The 17,013-nt window shown below is 73.2% G+C and carries 15 protein-coding genes and 2 pseudogenes; 7 read left to right on the top strand and 10 right to left on the bottom strand.

Features of this window, described 5'->3' with window-relative positions; all coding sequences use genetic code 11:
- Positions 1-143: 143 nt before the first annotated feature.
- Together OO52_RS21725 and OO52_RS21720 are read right to left on the bottom strand one after the other, a co-directional pair.
- Complete coding sequence (locus OO52_RS21725) at positions 144-1,208, bottom strand: lipoate--protein ligase family protein (RefSeq protein WP_030645311.1); 1,065 nt, start codon at positions 1,206-1,208, stop codon at positions 144-146.
- A 30-nt stretch (positions 1,209-1,238) separates the two neighbouring features.
- Complete coding sequence (locus tag OO52_RS21720; protein WP_030645309.1) at positions 1,239-1,733, bottom strand: MerR family transcriptional regulator; 495 nt, start codon at positions 1,731-1,733, stop codon at positions 1,239-1,241.
- Between the two features lie 174 nt (positions 1,734-1,907).
- Between OO52_RS21720 and OO52_RS21715 the strand changes: the two genes are divergently transcribed.
- On the top strand, positions 1,908-3,359 hold the full coding sequence (locus OO52_RS21715) for an MFS transporter (protein ID WP_030645307.1): 1,452 nt from the start codon (positions 1,908-1,910) through the stop codon (positions 3,357-3,359).
- A gap of 47 nt (positions 3,360-3,406) precedes the next feature.
- Here OO52_RS21715 and OO52_RS21710 read toward each other — a convergent pair whose 3' ends face one another.
- Both OO52_RS21710 and OO52_RS21705 read right to left on the bottom strand, forming a co-directional pair.
- Positions 3,407-4,057: a flavin reductase family protein gene (locus OO52_RS21710; protein ID WP_051818440.1), complete on the bottom strand. Its 651-nt coding sequence runs from the start codon at positions 4,055-4,057 to the stop codon at positions 3,407-3,409.
- 113 nt (positions 4,058-4,170) lie between these two features.
- A complete protein-coding gene (locus OO52_RS21705; RefSeq protein ID WP_048910674.1) occupies positions 4,171-4,647 on the bottom strand; it encodes a MarR family winged helix-turn-helix transcriptional regulator in 477 nt (158 codons plus the stop codon).
- 195 nt (positions 4,648-4,842) lie between these two features.
- Here OO52_RS21705 and OO52_RS21700 point away from each other — a divergent pair, with 195 nt between their 5' ends.
- Positions 4,843-5,808, top strand: coding sequence for an ABC transporter permease (locus OO52_RS21700; RefSeq protein WP_051816355.1), 966 nt, complete (start codon positions 4,843-4,845; stop codon positions 5,806-5,808).
- Between the two features lie 130 nt (positions 5,809-5,938).
- Here the strand turns inward: OO52_RS21700 and OO52_RS21695 are convergent, their stop codons facing one another.
- From OO52_RS21695 to OO52_RS21685, 3 genes are all read right to left on the bottom strand, one after another.
- Positions 5,939-6,514, bottom strand: coding sequence for a TetR/AcrR family transcriptional regulator (locus OO52_RS21695; protein ID WP_030645299.1), 576 nt, complete (start codon positions 6,512-6,514; stop codon positions 5,939-5,941).
- Positions 6,515-6,588: 74 nt separating this feature from the next.
- Complete coding sequence (locus OO52_RS21690) at positions 6,589-6,825, bottom strand: hypothetical protein (RefSeq protein WP_030645297.1); 237 nt, start codon at positions 6,823-6,825, stop codon at positions 6,589-6,591.
- A 79-nt stretch (positions 6,826-6,904) separates the two neighbouring features.
- Positions 6,905-7,699 carry an oxidoreductase gene (locus tag OO52_RS21685; RefSeq protein ID WP_030645295.1) on the bottom strand — a complete coding sequence of 265 codons (795 nt, stop codon included), beginning with the start codon at positions 7,697-7,699 and terminating at the stop codon, positions 6,905-6,907.
- Positions 7,700-7,915: 216 nt separating this feature from the next.
- Between OO52_RS21685 and OO52_RS21680 the strand changes: the two genes are divergently transcribed.
- The 5 genes from OO52_RS21680 (at position 7,916) to OO52_RS21660 (ending at position 13,372) form a co-directional block, all read left to right on the top strand.
- Positions 7,916-9,736, top strand: a complete 1,821-nt coding sequence (locus tag OO52_RS21680) for a gamma-glutamyltransferase family protein (RefSeq protein WP_030645293.1) — start codon at positions 7,916-7,918, stop codon at positions 9,734-9,736.
- Between the two features lie 112 nt (positions 9,737-9,848).
- A complete protein-coding gene (locus OO52_RS21675; protein WP_030645291.1) occupies positions 9,849-10,694 on the top strand; it encodes an inositol monophosphatase family protein in 846 nt (281 codons plus the stop codon).
- A gap of 88 nt (positions 10,695-10,782) precedes the next feature.
- The gene (locus OO52_RS21670; RefSeq protein WP_199820012.1) at positions 10,783-12,201 is read left to right on the top strand and encodes a phytoene desaturase family protein; all 1,419 of its coding nucleotides are present in this window, start codon (positions 10,783-10,785) and stop codon (positions 12,199-12,201) included.
- Between the two features lie 46 nt (positions 12,202-12,247).
- On the top strand, positions 12,248-12,757 hold the full coding sequence (locus tag OO52_RS21665; protein ID WP_030645287.1) for an O-acetyl-ADP-ribose deacetylase: 510 nt from the start codon (positions 12,248-12,250) through the stop codon (positions 12,755-12,757).
- Positions 12,758-12,919: 162 nt separating this feature from the next.
- On the top strand, positions 12,920-13,372 hold the full coding sequence (locus tag OO52_RS21660; RefSeq protein ID WP_030645285.1) for a DUF7144 family membrane protein: 453 nt from the start codon (positions 12,920-12,922) through the stop codon (positions 13,370-13,372).
- Between the two features lie 49 nt (positions 13,373-13,421).
- Here OO52_RS21660 and OO52_RS21655 read toward each other — a convergent pair.
- The 3 genes and pseudogenes from OO52_RS21655 to OO52_RS21650 all read right to left on the bottom strand — a co-directional run.
- Positions 13,422-14,552: pseudogene (locus OO52_RS21655) on the bottom strand (PLP-dependent aminotransferase family protein); the annotation flags it as partial.
- Positions 14,553-15,080: 528 nt separating this feature from the next.
- Positions 15,081-15,407: pseudogene (locus tag OO52_RS47590) on the bottom strand (GntR family transcriptional regulator); the annotation flags it as partial.
- Between the two features lie 16 nt (positions 15,408-15,423).
- A complete protein-coding gene (locus tag OO52_RS21650; protein WP_234339870.1) occupies positions 15,424-16,131 on the bottom strand; it encodes a B3/B4 domain-containing protein in 708 nt (235 codons plus the stop codon).
- Between the last annotated feature and the right edge of the window lie 882 nt (positions 16,132-17,013).

Raw genomic sequence — 17,013 nt, 5'->3', positions numbered from 1 at the left:
CCCTGTGCGGCGGAAGTGCCAACTCGCTGCGTACCCGCCCGGTCACGGCCGCGCGTTCACGACGTACTGCTCTGCCCCTTATGCCCCCGGCCGGCCGCGAGCACCGCGGGCCGCCGACGGCAGTCGGCACGGCGCGGGTACGGCTACGGCACTCTCGCCGTCCACTCCGGCGACGAGAACTTGGTGCGCGCCAGCTCCTCGGCCCGGGCCAGTTCCTCGTCGGTGACCTTGCCCTGCGCCAGGCCGTAGCGCGCGCGGAAGGAGGCGATCATCCGGTCGATGACGGCCTCGCGCGGCAGCCCCGTCTGCCGCCGCAGCGGGTCGACCCGCTTCTTCGCGCTCCTGGTCCCCTTGTCGGACAGCTTCTCCCGCCCGATCCGCAGCACCTCGACCATCTTGTCCGCGTCGATGTCGTACGACATGGTCACGTGATGCAGTACGGCACCCGGGCCGCCGCCGGGGCCGACGATCCGCTTCTGCGCCGCGCCCGCGATCTTGCCCTGGTCGGTCGCGATGTCGTTCAGCGGCTGGTACCAGGCCCGGATCCCCATGTCACCGAGGGCGCCCAGCACCCAGTCGTCCAGATAGGCGTAGCTGTCCTGGAAGGACAGGCCCTGCACGAGGGACTCGGGCACCGACAGCGAGTAGGTGATCGTGTTGCCGGGCTCCACGAACATCGCGCCGCCGCCGGAGATCCGCCGCACGACCTCGATGCCGTGCCGCGCGGCGCCCTGCGGGTCCACCTCGTTGCGCAGCGACTGGAAGCTGCCGATGATCACCGCCGGGGCGCCCCATTCCCACACCCGCAGCGTCGGTGGCCGCCGGCCCGCGGCCACCTCGGCGGTCAGCACCTCGTCCAGCGCCATGTGCAGGGCGGGTGGCTGCGGGGCCTCGTGGATGAGCTGCCAGTCGTAGTCCGTCCAGTCCGTGGCGTGCGCCAGCGCGCGGCGCACCGCGACGCCGACGCCCTCCGACGTCAGCCCGTACATCACCGTCCCCGCCGGCAGCGCCGCCTCGATCCGCGCGGCCAGCCCCGTGGCGTCCGTGTCCGCCGGGGCACCCTCCAGCGCTCCGTTCACCGCCTCCAGCGCGTCGTCGGGCTCCAGGAAGAAGTCACCCGCCACGCGCACGTGCCGCAGCACGCCGTCCTCGACGTCCACGTCCACGACGACGAGCTTGCCGCCGGGCACCTTGTACTCACCGTGCACTGCCTGGGCCTCCGTTCCTCCCGTACGGGATCAACGCGGGGGCCGGTCGTGGTGTTCCCCGCCGGTCTCCGGGAGCGGCACCCACAGCTTGTCGGCGTCACCCGCGGCGAGCCGGCCCCGGTAGACGTCGATCTTGTGGTCGAGCAGCGCCAGGTTCTCCTGCAACTCCGCTATCTTCGCGGCGACTTCGGCGCGATGGGCCTCCATGAGGGCCAGGCGCTCCTCCTCGTTGCCGTACCCGGCCGCGACGAGTTCGGCGTACCGCCGGATCGTCTTGATGGGCATCCCGGTCGCCCGGAGCTTGGTGCACAGAGTGATCCAGGCCAGGTCCCGCCGGTGATAACGGCGTCGCCCGCCGGGCGTTCGGTCGACACCGGTGATGACCAGACCGACGCGCTCGTAGTAACGCAGCGTGTGGACACTGACCCCGGTCCGGCGCGCGGCCTCGGCGATGGTCAGGCCTGGGTCGGGCTCGGCCTGCGGGCGGACGGACTGTGATCGCGTGGGCGCCTTGATTTCGAGCACGCTCGAAATCGTAGCGTCGGGGACATGTCCGGTGGCCCGCGGGCGGTTCCCGCTCCGCGGGCCCGTCCGCCGGATCGGGTGCGCCCTCACTCCGTCCGACGTGCGCACCGGCACGGCCTTTGACCCAGGTCACCTGCGCTCGTCGGCGGTGGCCTTCGAGTGGATTGGACCCACGTGACCGTACTCAGTCCCCGGCGGCGGTCGTTGGTGCTGGCCATCTGCTGCGCCGGCATGATCGTCGTCGTCATGGACATCTCCATCGTCAACATCGCGCTGCCGGACATCCGTGACGACCTGCACGCCTCGGTGTCCAGCCTCCAGTGGACGGTCGACGCGTACACCCTGGTGCTGGCGAGCTTCCTGCTGCTGGCCGGTTCCACCGCCGACCGGATCGGCCGCAAGCGCGTCTTCCTGCTCGGTCTCGCCGCGTTCGGGCTCGGCTCGCTGCTGTGCGGCCTGGCGCCGGGCATCGGTTGGCTCATCGGCGCCCGCGTCGTGCAGGCCGCCGGCGGCACCATGCTCAACCCGGTGGCGATGGCGATCATCGCCACCACCTTCCCGGACCCGAGGGAACGGGCCAGGGCCATCGGCGTGTTCGGCTCGATGTCCGGCCTGTCGCTCGCGCTCGGCCCGATCCTCGGCGGCGCCCTGGTCGACGCCTTCGACTGGCGCTCCATCTTCTGGATCAACGTGCCGATCGTGGCGGTCGCGATCGTGATGGCCGCCCTGTACGTCCCCGAGTCCCGCGCCCCGCGGGCCCGCCGCGCCGACCCCGTCGGGCAGGCGCTGGTGATCCTCGTGCTGGGCAGCCTGGTCCACGCGATCATCGAGTCGAACAAGCTGGGCTGGGGTTCACCCACCATCCTCGCCCTGCTCGCCGTCACCGTGGTGGCGGCGCTCGCCACGGTCGGCTACGAACTGCGCCGCACCGACCCGCTGCTGGAGCTGCGGCTCTTGCGCAGCGTGCCGTTCGGCTCCGCGATCCTGATGGCCTTCGCGGCCCTGTGCGCCTTCGGCGCGTTCCTCTTCGTCACCACCCTTTACCTTCAGGAGGTCCGCGGCATGTCGGCGCTCGAGGCGGGGCTGTGCGTGCTGCCGGTCGGCCTGCTGATCGTGCTGCTCTCCCCGCGCACCGGCAGGTACGTCGGCGCGCACGGCCCCCGGCTGCCCCTGCTGGTGTCCGGGACCGCGCTGGCGGCGGGCGGCGCCGTGTCGCTGCTCATCGGGCCGTCCACCCCGCCGGCGGCCCTGCTCGCGATCTACACGCTGATCGGTGTCTTCCAGGGCACCGTCAACCCGCCGATCACCAACACCGCCGTCTCCGGCATGCCCCGGTCCATGGCGGGCGTGGCCACGTCCCTCGCCTCCGCCGGCCGGCAGACCGGCACCACCCTGGGCGTCGCCGTCGCGGGCACGATCGTGGGCACCTCCGTGGCTCACGGCGGCACCACGTACACCGACGCCGCACACGGCGTCTGGTGGCTGCTGGTCGGCCTCGGCCTCGCCATCGTCGCCCTGGCGGTGCTCAGCACCGGTAGGTGGGCCAAGGAGACCGCCGCACGGGCGGCGGCCCTCTTCGAGGAGGTGGAGCGGGGCGCGGCGCCCCAGCCGGCGGGCCGCCGCTGAGGCGGTCGCCGAGACGACGGGGGCCGGGCGTGCGGCGGAGCCCCTGCTCAGGGCGAGGGTGGTGGTTCCTGTGGGGGGTGAGGGGGAGAGCCGTTCCCTTCGGGTTCCTCGTAGGGAATGCGGTTGAGGTGGATGATGCTCCCCAACGTGCCCCACTCGTCGCCCCCGAGCTTGGTGAGGGGGCGCAGCCGCTCGGAGCCGGGCCGGCCGTCGACGATGTACTCCTCCTTCGCGGCGGCATGCAGCACCCGGCCGAAGACGAGGGTGGAGTTGCCCATGCGCAAGGTCGTGTGCGAACGGCATTCCAGCACGACGGGTGAGGCGGCCACCCTGGCCGGGCGGACCCGCAGACTGGGCTCGCGTTCGATGCCCGCGACGTCGAATTCGCTGACGGTCCGGGGGAAGTCGGTGGCGGTTGCGTTGATCATCCGCAGCAACGGCTCCGAGGAGAAGTTGACGACGAACTCGCCCGTGTCTTCCACGTTGCGCAGCGAGTCCTTGCGGCCGATGGAGGTGAACTGGACGATCGGCGGGTCGGTGCTGGCGATGCTGAAGAAGGAGTGCGGGGCCAGGTTCTCGGTGGTTCCGTCGGGTGTGATCGTGGATACCCAGGCGATGGGGCGTGGGACGACGACGGAGGTCATTAACCGGTAGAAGGCATCGCTGCCCATGACCTCCGGATCGAATTCGACGCGCATGACCGTGAGTATCCGTGGCAGGCGTGATCCGGCCTCGCCGAAACGCCGCGGCGTCGGTTCGGCAACCGGTGTGCGGTGTACGGCATCTCCCACTCCTGCCTTCGCCCTTCGGGCTACTCGTGTCCGTCGTGCGTCTGCTCGCCGGCCGGTCCGAGCGCCTGGGGGTTGAGGGCGCCGAGCATGCGCCGGAGGTACGCGCGGACCTGTTCCTGTTCGTGGGGCGGGAACGGCTCCAGAGCCTCCTGTTCGCACGGTTCGACAGCGGCTTCGGCCCGCAGTGCGAGTTCCACGCCGGCGGCCGTGACGGACATCTCGACGATCTTTCCGTGGGTGGGATGGGCCCGCCGTTCGACCAGGCCGCGTTCCACCAGGCCCCGCAGTGCCGTGCCCATGGACTGCGCGGTGATGCCGCAGCGGCGGGCGAGCTCGGCGCTGGACAGGGCCCCGTCCCGGCTCAACCGGACGAGGGCGCTGAACTGTGCCTGGGTCAGCTTGAGCGGGCGCAGTGCCTGGTCCAGGCGCTGGACGTATGCCTGCGAGAGCTGCCAGATCAGATAGCCGACGCGCTCGCCGGGGTCCTTCATCGTCATCGACGCCTCCGACGTATCTGTTAGCTTATATAAGCTACCTTATACAGCGAGTGTCGAGGGACCATGTCCACTACCGCGTCCACCAGTCGAAGTCATCCCGCCGACATACCCCCGGGGCCGGGTCGGCACCGTCACCACCCAGGTCCGCAGACGGACGCGCCACCCGAGCGCCCGGGTCTGACCGGTCGGAAGGCGGTGCTCAAGCCCGTGATCACCGTGCTGACCATCGGTCTGGTCTTCGTCAGCGTCTTCCTCGCCGCCTTCCATACCCCCCAGGCGCACCGACTGCCGGTCGCCGTCGCCGCGTCCGACAAGACCGCGGCACTCTTCGACGTCCGGCTGCAGCGCGTCTCGCCGGACGCTTTCCAGGTCGACCGGTACCCGGACGACGCCTCGGCCCGCCGGGCGGTCGAGCACCGCCACGCGTACGCCGCGCTGCTGGCCGACGGCGGCAAGCCCGGCATCGTGTACGCGGGCGCCAACGGCCCCGCCGTGTCCGCGCTGGTGGCACCCCTCGGCAGTCTGTGCGCCCCCGCCTGCCACACCGCGGAGCAGAAGCTGCCCGTGACCGACATCCTCCCCCTGTCGCGGGGGGACAGCCGGGGTCTCTCGGTTTTCTACGCGTCCTTCGGGCTCGTGCTGGCGGGTTTCCTCTTCGGCCAGATGACCTACCAAGTGGCACCGCGCCTGTCCTTCGGGCAACGCCTGTGCAGTCTGACGCTGTTCGCGGTCGTCGGGGGGCTGGCGGCCACGTTGATCGCGAGTACGGCCTTCGGTGCCATACCCGGCCCCTTCCTGGGCATCGCCGGACTGGTGGTCCTGATGGCGGGGGCCGTAGCGGCGGCCACCGTGCTCCTGATCCGTGTCTTCGGCCCCGCCGGGGTTCCGCTGGCGTCGATCTTCATGCTGGTCATGGGGAACGCCACGAGCGGCGGGGTGCTGCCGCCAGAGTTCCTGCCGGGCTGGCTGAGGCCCCTCGCCTCGGTGATGCCCGCGGGCGTCGGCGTCCGCGCGCTGGACGGGATCGCCTACTTCCACCACGACGGACTGACCAGCGGCATCCTGGTGCTGTCTGCCTGGATCGCGCTGTGCGTCACGGCGCTGTACTTCCTCGACCGGATCGCCGCGTCGGCCGCGATCCTGCACGCCGCGAGACCGTGAGGCACGCCGTCCGGAACGGCACCCGGGCGGCGTGCGGGGCGATACCGGAACGCGCGTCTCGGGGAGTCGCGGGTGCGGACCGGCGCCGGCGTGGAGTCCAGGACGCGCAGGGCTCCCGGGATCAAGGACCTCAGTCCAGGACCTTCAGCGCACCGGACACGGCGCTCTCGAGGAAGGCCCGGTCGGCGCGGGCCTTCCCCATCACCCGCAGTCCCTGGACGAAGGTGGTGAGGAAGCGCGCGAGCTCGGCGGGGCTCTGCCCCGGGTCCAGCTCTCCGCGCGCCTGAGCGCGCTCGAGCACCCCGGTCAAGGCGGACTCGACGGCGGCCATCGTCGACTTCACCCGCTCGACCGTCGCTTCGTGCGCCGAGCGTTCGGTTGCCGCGTTGACCAGCAGGCAGCCGCGTTCGGGATCCGCCAGGTCGGCTTCCGCCATGGCGAGCAGCGCCTCCCGCAAGGTCGCACGAATATCGGAGGAGGACTCCAGCTGTTCCACCAGGGCCGACGCCTGGCCGCTGCAGTACCGCTCCAGGGCGCGGGCGTAGAGGCCCTCCTTGGAACCGAAGGCGGCGTACAGGCTTCCGCTGCCGATGCCCAGCTCGGCTGTGAGCTGCTGGAGGGGTGTGCCGTTGTACCCCTGGCGCCAGAACAGGTTCATGGCGCGCTCCAGCGCCAGGTCCGTGTCGAACTCGCGCAGACGTGCCATGGTGCCCAGCGTAACAATTTATGGATTGACCGATAAAGATCGATCTCGGCCCGCCGGGGTGGCAGCGGCCGCCCTCAGTCCTGACCGGCGGTTCCCTGGATCGCGGCGGTGATCGGCCTGTCCTCGACGAACGCGGCGAATCCGGGGAGTCCGGAGTAGTCGCCGCCGTAGGCGAGATCCTCGGTCACATGGATCCGGATGTCCGGCGAAGCGATGGCCGCGAGGGCTTCGCGGTCGGAGCGGAGCAGGGCCGCGTACAACGACTCGGCGACCTGACGGGGGCTCGGGGCGGACGGGGTGGGCTCGGCCATGGTCGTCCCTGGTACGTCGGTGGTGAACGGTGAACGGAGATCGCGGTCGGGCGCCGTCCGGCGGTGAACCGCCGGCGGCTCACAACGTCTTGATCAATCCGCCGTCGATGGTGAAATCGGCGCCCGTGACGTTGGCGGTGCGGTCGCTGGCGAGCAGGAGGGCCAGGTCGGCCACCTCGGCGGGGCGGGTGAAGCGGCCCGTGGCGAGACCTCCAAGGCCGGTGACGATGGCCTCGCGCGCCGCCTCGCGGTCGACGCCCATGGCCTGTGCCACGGTGTCGGCCATGCCTCCTTCGGCCAGCCAGATGTCGGTTTCCACCGGACCCGGGCTGATGGTGTTGACCCGCACGCCCTGGGGGCCGACCTCCTTGGAGAGCGACTTGGCGAAACTGGCCAGTGCGGCCTTGGAGGCGGCGTAGTCGACGATGCTCGGATCGGGCAGGATCGCGTTCACGGAGCCGATGTTGACGATCGCGCCGCGGCTGTCCAGGAGGTGGGGGAGGGCTGCCCGGCTCGCCCGGACGGCGCTGAAGAGGTTGGCGTTGATCGTGTGCAGCCAGTCGTCGTCGCTGACCGAGAGGAAACCGCCGAGGCGCGGAGAGACGGAGCCGACGTTGTTGACGAGCACGTCCACGGTGCCGAAGCGTGCGACCGCCGCGTCGACGAGCGTCCCGGCGCCGTCGGCCGTGTTCAGGTCGACCGCGACGGAGAGGACGCCGTGCCGCTCGCCGAGCTCGGCGAGATGCTCGCCCGGGGTGCGGGCACCCGCCACCACGCGGGCGCCCTCCTGGGCGAAGGAGCGGGCGATGGCGAGACCGATGCCCTTGCTGGCGCCGGTGACGATGACGACCTTGTTCTCGAGGTGCAGGTCCATGGGGACGATGCCTTTCCGGATTGATTGATACACAATTCAGCCGCGCGTGGGCTCCCAGGTGTGGTCAGGGGCCCCGTCGTAGCGGTGACACCACCGTAGCGATAGTGGAATGTTTAATCAAGAACTATCTAGGGGTGTGCTCGCTCTTCCCGGACTCCTCACGGACGGTTTTGATGTTGGATATGGCCACCGACGCGCCGGACACCGAGGTGAGAGATGCAGTTCACGACCCGCCCCACACTCCAGGGCACCTTCGGCATGGTGTCCTCCACCCACTGGCTCGCCTCCCAGTCGGCGATGGCGGTGCTGGAGGACGGGGGCAACGCGTTCGACGCGGCCGTGGCCGGGGCGTTCGTGCTGCACGTCGTGGAGCCGCACCTCAACGGGCCGGCCGGCGAGGTGCCGATCCTGCTCGCCCCTGCGGGCGGCGCGGTGCGCGTGCTGTGCGGGCAGGGCGTGGCCCCGGCGGGCGCGACGGTGGCCCACTACCGGGGACTCGGGCTGGACCTCGTACCGGGCACCGGACCGCTCGCCGCCGCCGTGCCCGGTGCCTTCGACGCCTGGCTGCTGCTCCTGCGCGACCACGGCACCAAGTCCCTGGACGACGTCCTGAAGTACGCCATCGGCTACGCCGAACACGGGCACGCGCCCGTGGAGAACGTCGGCCTCACCGTCGAGAGCGTACGGCGGCTGTTCGAGACCGAGTGGACCTCGTCGGCGGAGCTGTACCTGCCGTCCGGCCGGCCGCCCCGCCCCGGCACGCTCCTGCGCAACCCCGCCCTGGCCGCCACCTGGAAGCGGCTGCTGGCCGAGACCGCCGGCGCGGGCGGGCGGGAGGCCCGGATCGACGCCGCGCGCGAGGTGTGGCGCTCCGGCTTCATCGCCGAGGCCCTGGTACGGCAGTCCGAGCGGCCCACCCTGGACACCAGCGGCGAGCGGCACACCGGCACCCTCACCGAGGCCGACCTCGCCGGCTGGTCGGCGACCTACGAGACACCGGTGACGTACGACTGGAACGGCTGGACGGTGTGCAAGGCCGGCCCCTGGAGCCAGGGCCCGGTGCTGCTCCAGCAGCTCGCCCTGCTCCCGCCCGAGCTGCCCGCCTACGGCTCCGCCGACTACGTCCACCTGCTGATCGAGGGCTGCAAGCTCGCCATGGCCGACCGCGAGGCCTGGTACGGGGACGCCGCCGAGGTGCCCCTCACGGACCTGCTGTCGGACGAGTACAACGCGGCCCGGCGGGCCCTCGTCGGCGACGACGCGGACCACGAGCTGCGCCCCGGCAGCCCCGGCGGCCGTACCCCGCGGCTGCCCGCACGGGCACACGCGCGCGTGCCGTCCGGCGCGGAGCACGGCTTCGACCCGATGGGCGCCGGCGAACCGACCGTCGCGACGCTGCCCGGGGAGCCCGAGGTCGCCGCCGACGGCACGACCCGCGGCGACACCTGCCACCTGGACGTCGTCGACCGCTGGGGCAACATGATCGCGGCCACGCCCAGCGGCGGCTGGCTCCAGTCCAACCCCGTCGTCCCCGAGCTGGGCTTCCCGCTCGGCACCCGACTGCAGATGACCTGGCTGGAAGAGGGCCTCCCCGGCTCTCTCACCCCCGGCCGCCGCCCCCGCACCACCCTCACCCCGTCCCTCGCGCTGCGCGACGGCGTGCCGGTCATGGCGTTCGGCACGCCCGGCGGCGACCAGCAGGACCAGTGGCAACTGCACTTCTTCCTGGCCGCCGCGCTGCGCGCCCCCGTCCGGGGCGGCCTCGACCTCCAGGGCGCCGTCGACGCCCCCAACTGGCACAACGACAACCACCCCGGATCCTTCCACCCGCGCGGCCGGCACCCCGGCGGCGTGACCGTGGAGTCCCGCATGGACCCCGGGGTGATCGAGGAGCTGCTGCGGCGCGGCCACGACGTCACCGTCGGCCCCGCCTGGTCCGAGGGGCGGCTGTGCGCGGTGGCCCGGGACCCGGAGACCGGCGTCCTGTCGGCGGCGGCCAATCCGCGCGGCATGCAGGGGTACGCCGTCGGCCGCTGACGGCCGGCCCGGCCCGGCCGGAGCCGCCGATCCCCGCTCTTCACCCCGATTCCACCCCGGGTACACCGAACGTGGGCGGGGATTGTCAGTGGGGCGTGCTCTCATGGGGGGCATGATCGAAGAGACGGAAACCATCGACGAGTTTCTCGCCCGCTGCTCGGCCGACGTGGAGGAAGCGGTCCGCAAGGCCGCCGCGGCCGAGATCCTGCCCCGCTTCCGCCACCTCGCCGCGGACGAGGTCGACCAGAAGAGCGGCCCCCACGACCTGGTGACGGACGCCGACCGCCTCGCCGAACTGCGGCTCACCGAGGACCTCGGCACCCTGCTGCCCGGCTCGGTGGTCGTCGGCGAGGAGGCGGTGCACGCCGACCCGGCGGTGTACCGGGCGCTCCAGGACGACGTACCGGTGTGGATCGTCGACCCGGTCGACGGCACCCGTCAGTTCGTGCACGGCGACGACGGCTTCTGCACGCTGGTGGCGCTCGTCCAGCGGGGCACCGTGATCGCCTCCTGGACCTACGCGGCGGCGCGCGACCAGTTCGCCACCGCCGTCCGCGGCCGGGGCGCCTTCCTCGACGGCGAGCGGCTGTTCGCCGGCCCGCCCGCCCCCGGCCGGGACCTCGTGGTCGCCACCTCCCACCCGGACTACACCACCGACGAGCAGAAGCGCGCCCTGCGCCCCCTGTGGACCGACGGCTTCGCCCCGCGCGCGTGCGGCTCCGCGGGCCTGGAGTATCTCGCCGTGGCCCGGGGCGAGTTGGACGCCGTCGCGTTCTCCTGGGAGGCCGCCTGGGACCACGCGGCCGGTCTGCTCCTGGTCGAGGAGGCGGGCGGCACGCACCTCACCCTGACCGGCGAGCCGTTCCGCGTGACCGGCGGCAACGCCCTGCCGTTCACCGCCGCCCGGGACGCCGCCACCGCCCGCCGCGTGGCGGACCTGCTGCGCACCGCGTCCTGACCCCCCGGGGCCACCCGGCCCGGGGGAGTGTCAGACCCCCGGCATATCCTGATCCCGAATGGCCATCGGCTGACGAAGGGGTCCGAAGGTGCCGTCGATGCTCGATGCGGTCGTGGTGGGTGCGGGACCGAACGGACTGACCGCAGCCGTGGAGCTGGCCCGCCGCGGCTTCTCCGTGGCCCTGTTCGAGGCGAAGCCCACCGTCGGCGGCGGCGCCCGCACCGAGGAGCTGACCCTCCCCGGCTTCCGGCACGACCCGTGCTCGGCCGCGCACCCCCTCGGCATCAACTCCCCGGCGTTCCGCGCCCTGCCGCTCGACCGGTACGGCCTCGAGTGGCTGCACGCCCCGCTGCCCATGGCCCACCCGTTCCCGGACGGCACCGCGGCCGTGCTGTCCCGCTCGGTCGCCGAGACCGCCGCCTCCTTCGGACCGCGCGACGCGGGCGCGTACCGCAGACTGGTCGAGCCGCTCCTCGCCCACTGGGACACCCTCGTCCGGGACTTCATGTCCCTGCCGCTGACCGCGCTGCCCCGCGACCCGGTCACCCTGGCCCGCTTCGGCCTGGCCGGGCTCCCGCCGTCCACCTGGCTGATGCGCCGCTTCAAGGACGAGCGGTTCAAGACCCTGTTCGCCGGCCTGGTCGGCCATGTGATGGCACCGCTGAACGGCCTGGCCACCAGCGCCATCGGACTCGTCTTCGCCCTCTCCGCCCACGCCCGCGGCTGGCCGGTGCCCCGCGGCGGCTCCCAGGCCATCTCCGACGCCCTCGCCGCCTACCTGACCGACCTCGGCGGCGCCGTGCACACCGACTACGAGGTCAAGCGCCTCGACGACCTGCCGCCCGCGCGCGCGTACGTCTTCGACACCTCGCCCGCCGCGCTCGCCCGGATCGCGGGCTTCGGCGACCACTACGCGCGTTACCGCTACGGCCCCAGCGTCTTCAAGATCGACTACGCGCTGGACGGTCCCGTGCCCTGGACCGCGCCCGAGGCCCGCACCGCCGGCACCGTCCAGATCGGCGCGAGCCACGCCGAGATCGGCACCGCCCTGCGCGCTGCCTCCCGCGAGGGCCGCGCCCCCGACAGACCGTTCATGATCACCGTGCAGCCCAGTCTGGTCGACCCCACCCGCGCCCCCGAGGGCAAGCACGTCTTCTGGGCCTACGGCCATGTGCCGAACGGCTGGTCCGGCGACCTCACCGACGCCATAGAACGCCAGCTCGAGCGGTTCGCCCCCGGATTCCGCGACCGCGTGCTCGCCCGCGCCACCGCCGGACCCGCCGAGATGGCCGCCCGCAACGCCAACTACGTCGGCGGCGACATCGCCTGCGGCGCGGCCTCCGGACTCCAACTGCTGCTGCGCCCCAAGCCGACCCTGTTCCCGTACCACACCCCCCACCCGGCCGTCTTCATCTGCTCCTCGGCCACCCCGCCCGGGCCCGGCGTCCACGGCATGTCCGGACACAACGCGGCCAAGGCCGTCTGGCGGAGACTGAGGCAGGCATGAGCGCCGCCGACCGGGGCGGACATGACCGCTACCGGCTGAGGCAGACATGACCACCATCACCCTCGTCCAGGGCGACATCACCCGGCAGCACGCCGACGCCATCGTCAACGCGGCGAACTCCTCCCTGCTCGGCGGCGGAGGCGTGGACGGCGCGATCCACCGCCGGGGCGGCCCCGCCATCCTTGAGGAGTGCCGCGCCCTGCGTGCCTCCCGGTACGGAAAGGGCCTCCCCACGGGCCAGGCGGTCGCCACCACGGCGGGCGGACTGGACGCCCGCTGGGTGATCCACACCGTCGGTCCGGTGTACTCGGCCGAGGAGGACCGCTCGCATCTGCTGGCCTCCTGCTACCGCGAGTCCCTGCGCGTCGCCGACGAACTCGGCGCCCGGACCGTCGCCTTCCCCGCCGTCTCCACCGGCGTCTACCGGTGGCCGATGGAGGACGCGGCCCGCATCGCCGTGGAGACGGTCCGGAACACGCCGACGGCGGTGGAGGAGGCACGCTTCGTGCTCTTCGACGAACGGGCGTACGAGGCGTTCGCCCGGCAGGTCGGCTGACGGACGCCACCGCCGGCCGACCCGGCGCGGATCGACGCGGGTCACCCGAACGGCGTACCCCTTGGTGCGCCCGGCGGCTGCCTGGCCAACGCTCGGAGTGCCCACGTGCTCCATGCGAGCGCGCGGGTTCCGGTCGAACGGGGAGGCAGAAAGGACACGTTCATGAGCCAGGCAGCGCAGCCCACCGGACCGACCAGCTCGGGCGGCGCGTGGCCGCCGCGGCAGCCCGGCGCCCGAGGCGGCAGCTGGGCGACCGGCGGCGTCACGTTCGCCGGAGTCCTCATGATGTGCGGCGGCCTCCTCGCCCTCTTCCAGGGGATCGCCGCGGTCGCCGGGGACGCCGTCTACTTCCGCATAGGCACCTACATCTACAAGATGAACCTCACCGGCTGGGGCGTCATCCACATCGTCATCGGCGCCCTGGTCCTGGCCACCGGCATCGGACTGCTCATGGGCATGGCCTGGGCCCGCATCGTCGGTCTGGTCCTCGTCGCGCTCAGCCTCATCTCGCAGTTCCTGTTCCTGCCCTACGCGCCCGTCTGGTCGCTGATCCTGCTGGCGATCGACGTCTTCGTGCTCTGGGCACTGGCGTCGCATCGCGAACCGGCGACCTGAGACCCCGCCGGCGCCCGGCCCAGCCTCTGTCAGGCCGGCTCAGGCAGTATCAGGCCAGCTCACGCAGGGTCCTGCCGAGCAACGCCACGCCCTCCGCCACGACACCCGGCGGGGTGGCCGCGTAACCGAGGACCAGACCGGGCGGGCCGGGCGACTGCCGGTGCCAGGACAGCGGCTGGCACTTCACACCGCGCGCGAGCGCCGCCGCGGCGAACTCGGTGTCCGGCACGTGCGAGGCGTACGTCACCGTCAGATGCAGGCCCGCCGCGGCCCCGTGCACCCGCACCCCCGGCAGATGCTCGGCCAGGGCGGCGATCATCGCGTCCCGGCGCCTGCGGTGACGCCCGCGCAGCAGCCGCAGGTGCCGCTCCAGTTCACCGGACTCCATCAGCCGGGCGAGCACGAGCTGCGGCAGCACCGCGTTGCCCAGGTCGTTGAAGCGTTTGGCGTCGACCAGCGACGCGCGGTACGGCGCCGGTGCCACCAGCCAGCCGATCCGCAGCGCCGGCGCGAGCAGTTTCGACACGCTGCCCAGGTAGCAGACCCGGTCGGCCAGCAGCGCGCGCAGCGCCGGGACCGGGGGCCGGTCGTAACGGTGCTCCGCGTCGTAGTCGTCCTCCAGGATCAGTCCGCCGTCCCGCGCCCACTCCAGCAGCTCCCGCCGGCGTTCGCCGCTGGTCACCACGCCGGTGGGGAACTGATGGGCGGGCGTGAGCAGGACGGCCCGGGCGCCGGTCGCGCGCAGCGCGTCGACCCGTACGCCCTCCTCGTCGACCGGCACCGGCGGGGTGGCCAGACCCCCGTTCCGCAGGTGCTGGCGGGCCCCGAGCGAGCCGGGATCCTCCACCGCGACCGCGTCGACGCCGTCCGCCCGCAGCACCGGGTGCAGCAGGGTGAGCGCCTGCGCGGTGCCCGCGACGATCAGCACCGCGTCCGGCTCCACGCGCACACCCCGCACCCGCGCGAGCCAGTCGGCGACGGCCCGCCGCAGCCGGGGCGCGCCGCGCGGGTCGCCGTAGCCGAGCTCCTCGGCGGACAACTCGGCGAGCACCGCCCGCTCCGCCCGCAGCCAGGCGGCCCGGGGAAAGGTGGTGAGGTCGGGCCGGCCGGGCGTGAAGTCGACAGCGGCCGGCGCGGCCCGCAACGCGTCGAAGACGTCCGCGCCGGGTTCCCCGCCGAACAGCCCACCGGCGCCTTGGCGGGGGAATGGCCCGGGGGATCGGGGGGTGTCTTGCCCGGCGTGGGGACCGGTGGACCCGCTGACGTGTGGACCGCCGTGCGGCCGACCCCGCTCATCGGTGGCTTGAGCGGGATACGGCCCGGGGGATCGGGCGGTGTCTTGCCCGGGGTGGGGACTGGTGGACCCGCTGACTCGCCGATCGGCGTACGGAGGACCGGCCTCATCGGTGGCTTGAACGGGGTACGACCAACGGGATCCGGAGGTGCCTTGACCGGCGCCCGGGACAGCGGACCCGTCGTCGTGTCGACCGGTGTACGGGCGGTCGGGCCCGCGGGTTCCTCGATCGGCGTACGGCCCTCCTGGCCCGCCGACGCGCCGCATCGGCGGTGCTGGTGGGCCCGGTTGCCGAGGCGACCGCGGAGGCATGGTCGGGTCGTCTGCGCGTGCCTCACCCCCACCCGGCGACTCGTGCCGACCCGCGCCGCCCGCGGCAGGCACGCCCCCTCCCCCTTCTCCGGGGCCGTCGCCCGGAGCCGGCGGCGTGGTGGTGAACGGCACCGCCACCACCACCGTGCCTCCGCGTCGGCGGCCCGCCACCTGGCCGTCCTCGGCGAGGCGTCGGTACGCCTCGGTCACCACGCCCCGCGACACGCGCAGTTCCGCCGCGAGCACCCGGGTCGGCGGCAGTCTGCTGCCCACCGCCAGCCGGCCGTCGGCTATGGCCTGCCTGAGCCGTCCGGCCAGCCACTCCGCCTTCCCGCCGGCGGGCACGTCGGTGACCGCCAGTTGCAGGAAGTCCGAGCCACGCCCCGGCACCTCCACCGTGTCCCGCGCCTCGTCCACCACCCCGCCCATACTGCCCCTCGGCCGGTCAGCCGCCGAAGACGAACTCCGGGGCGGCCGGAGTGAGCACGGTCGTCGCCGTGGTGGCCCCCCAGTGCGCCGCCACCTCCTCCTCGACCGTCTTCAGCACTTCGGCCACGGTCTCCGCGCCGCCCTCGTGCATCGCCTCCGTCACCACCAGCACCCGCCCGGTGTGCGCGCCGACCGCCGAGTGGCCGCTCTGCCGGTGGGTCCAGCGGCGGGCGTGGGCCCGGCCCGCGGAGTCGACGAAGGTCACCTCGCCGGGCGCCGGATGCTCGACGGCGCCGCCGAACGCCGTGTACGTCTCGTCTCCCAGGGCCGGGCGCACCTCCAGCAGGGGCCCGGCGATCCGGTCGACGTTGAGGACGGCCACCGGAACCGCGTACGCCACCGAGATCGCGTTGCACAGGTCCACCAGTGGATGGATGCGCGGGAGCGCCCCCTCCTTCCGCAATCGGCGCAGCAGCGACTCGGAGGCGGACCGGTACTGCGTCGGCTTCAGCCCCATCCGGGCGAAGGCCCGCCGCCAGGCCAGCACCTCGGGGAACTCTCCCTCGGTGGCCCCCGCCAGGCGTGCCGCGGCCCGGGCGGTGTACGCGGCGGCACGTGGCCCGGTCTCCATGGGTGAGCCGACGCCGGCGGCGTACAGCGCGCCGGCGGACAGCTCGGGGAAGGCGGCCCGGACCGGGTCGGCATGCCGGAATCGCACGGTCACGCCACCACCGCTCGGGCAGCCGGGTTCGACGAAACGCTCAACGGGACCTCCTCGGTGATCGGGACCACCACCCTGCCCGGCCCTTGGCCCGGTGACCAGGACCAAACAAGGCCCGGATCACCGGTCCATAACTCGGCGCCCGGCGCCCGGCGCCCTGAGCCCGGCCCCCTTGCCCGGCCCGCAAACCCGGGCACCTGCCCACGGAGCCCGCGATCCGGCTCCGGCATACGGTCGCGCGACCCGACCCGGCGCCCGCGAGCTCCGCCACGTCCGTGCCCGGCCGGCCATCCCTGCGGGCCCGCGATCCGGCCCCGGCTCCGGCAGGTTCCGCGACCCGGCCCGGCGCCCGCGAGCGCCCAGCCGCGCCCGGTCACTACCCCTGGTCCGCGATCCTGCCCCTGCCTGCGGATGCGCGGTCCGGCTCCGGCAGACGGTTCCGCGGCTCGGCCCGGCGCCCCCGAGTGCCCAGCCGCGCCCGGTCACTGCCCCTGGTCCGCGATCCGGCCCCTGCCTGCGGACGCGCGATCCGGCTTCGGCAGACGGTTCCGCGACCCGGCCCCTGCCTGCGGATGCGCGGTCCGGCTCCGGCATACGGTCGCGCGACCCGGCCCGGCGCCCCCGAGTGCCTACCAGCGCGCCCGGTCACTGCCCCTGGCCCGCGATCCGGCCCCTGCTCATGGACCCGCGATCCAACGCCGGCATACGGTTCCGCGACCCGGCTCAGCGCCCCGAGCCCCGCCCACCAGCCCCGCCCGGTCCCTGCCCACTGGCCGCAGCCTGGGCCCTGCCTGCCCATCGACCGCGATTCGCCCCCGCCCACCGACCGCCAGCCGCGCCCGCCCACCGACCGCCGGCCGCCCACCCCTCCCACCGATCACCAGC

Origin of the sequence: Streptomyces flaveolus, from assembly GCF_000716535.1 — a bacterium.
Taxonomy (GTDB): domain Bacteria; phylum Actinomycetota; class Actinomycetes; order Streptomycetales; family Streptomycetaceae; genus Streptomyces; species Streptomyces flaveolus_A.
This window is presented reverse-complemented; position numbering and strand designations above follow the sequence as displayed.

Excerpts from the sequence above, each read along its gene's own strand:
- OO52_RS21675 (WP_030645291.1), top strand. The coding sequence starts at position 9,849 with ATGATCGAAGAGACGGAAACCATCGACGAGTTTCTCGCCCGCTGCTCG.
- OO52_RS21665 (WP_030645287.1), top strand. The coding sequence starts at position 12,248 with ATGACCACCATCACCCTCGTCCAGGGCGACATCACCCGGCAGCACGCC.
- OO52_RS21695 (WP_030645299.1), bottom strand. The coding sequence starts at position 6,514 with ATGGCACGTCTGCGCGAGTTCGACACGGACCTGGCGCTGGAGCGCGCC.
- OO52_RS21660 (WP_030645285.1), top strand. The coding sequence starts at position 12,920 with ATGAGCCAGGCAGCGCAGCCCACCGGACCGACCAGCTCGGGCGGCGCG.
- OO52_RS21685 (WP_030645295.1), bottom strand. The coding sequence starts at position 7,699 with ATGGACCTGCACCTCGAGAACAAGGTCGTCATCGTCACCGGCGCCAGC.
- OO52_RS21705 (WP_048910674.1), bottom strand. The coding sequence starts at position 4,647 with ATGACGATGAAGGACCCCGGCGAGCGCGTCGGCTATCTGATCTGGCAG.
- OO52_RS21680 (WP_030645293.1), top strand. The coding sequence starts at position 7,916 with ATGCAGTTCACGACCCGCCCCACACTCCAGGGCACCTTCGGCATGGTG.
- OO52_RS21710 (WP_051818440.1), bottom strand. The coding sequence starts at position 4,057 with ATGCGCGTCGAATTCGATCCGGAGGTCATGGGCAGCGATGCCTTCTAC.
- OO52_RS21690 (WP_030645297.1), bottom strand. The coding sequence starts at position 6,825 with ATGGCCGAGCCCACCCCGTCCGCCCCGAGCCCCCGTCAGGTCGCCGAG.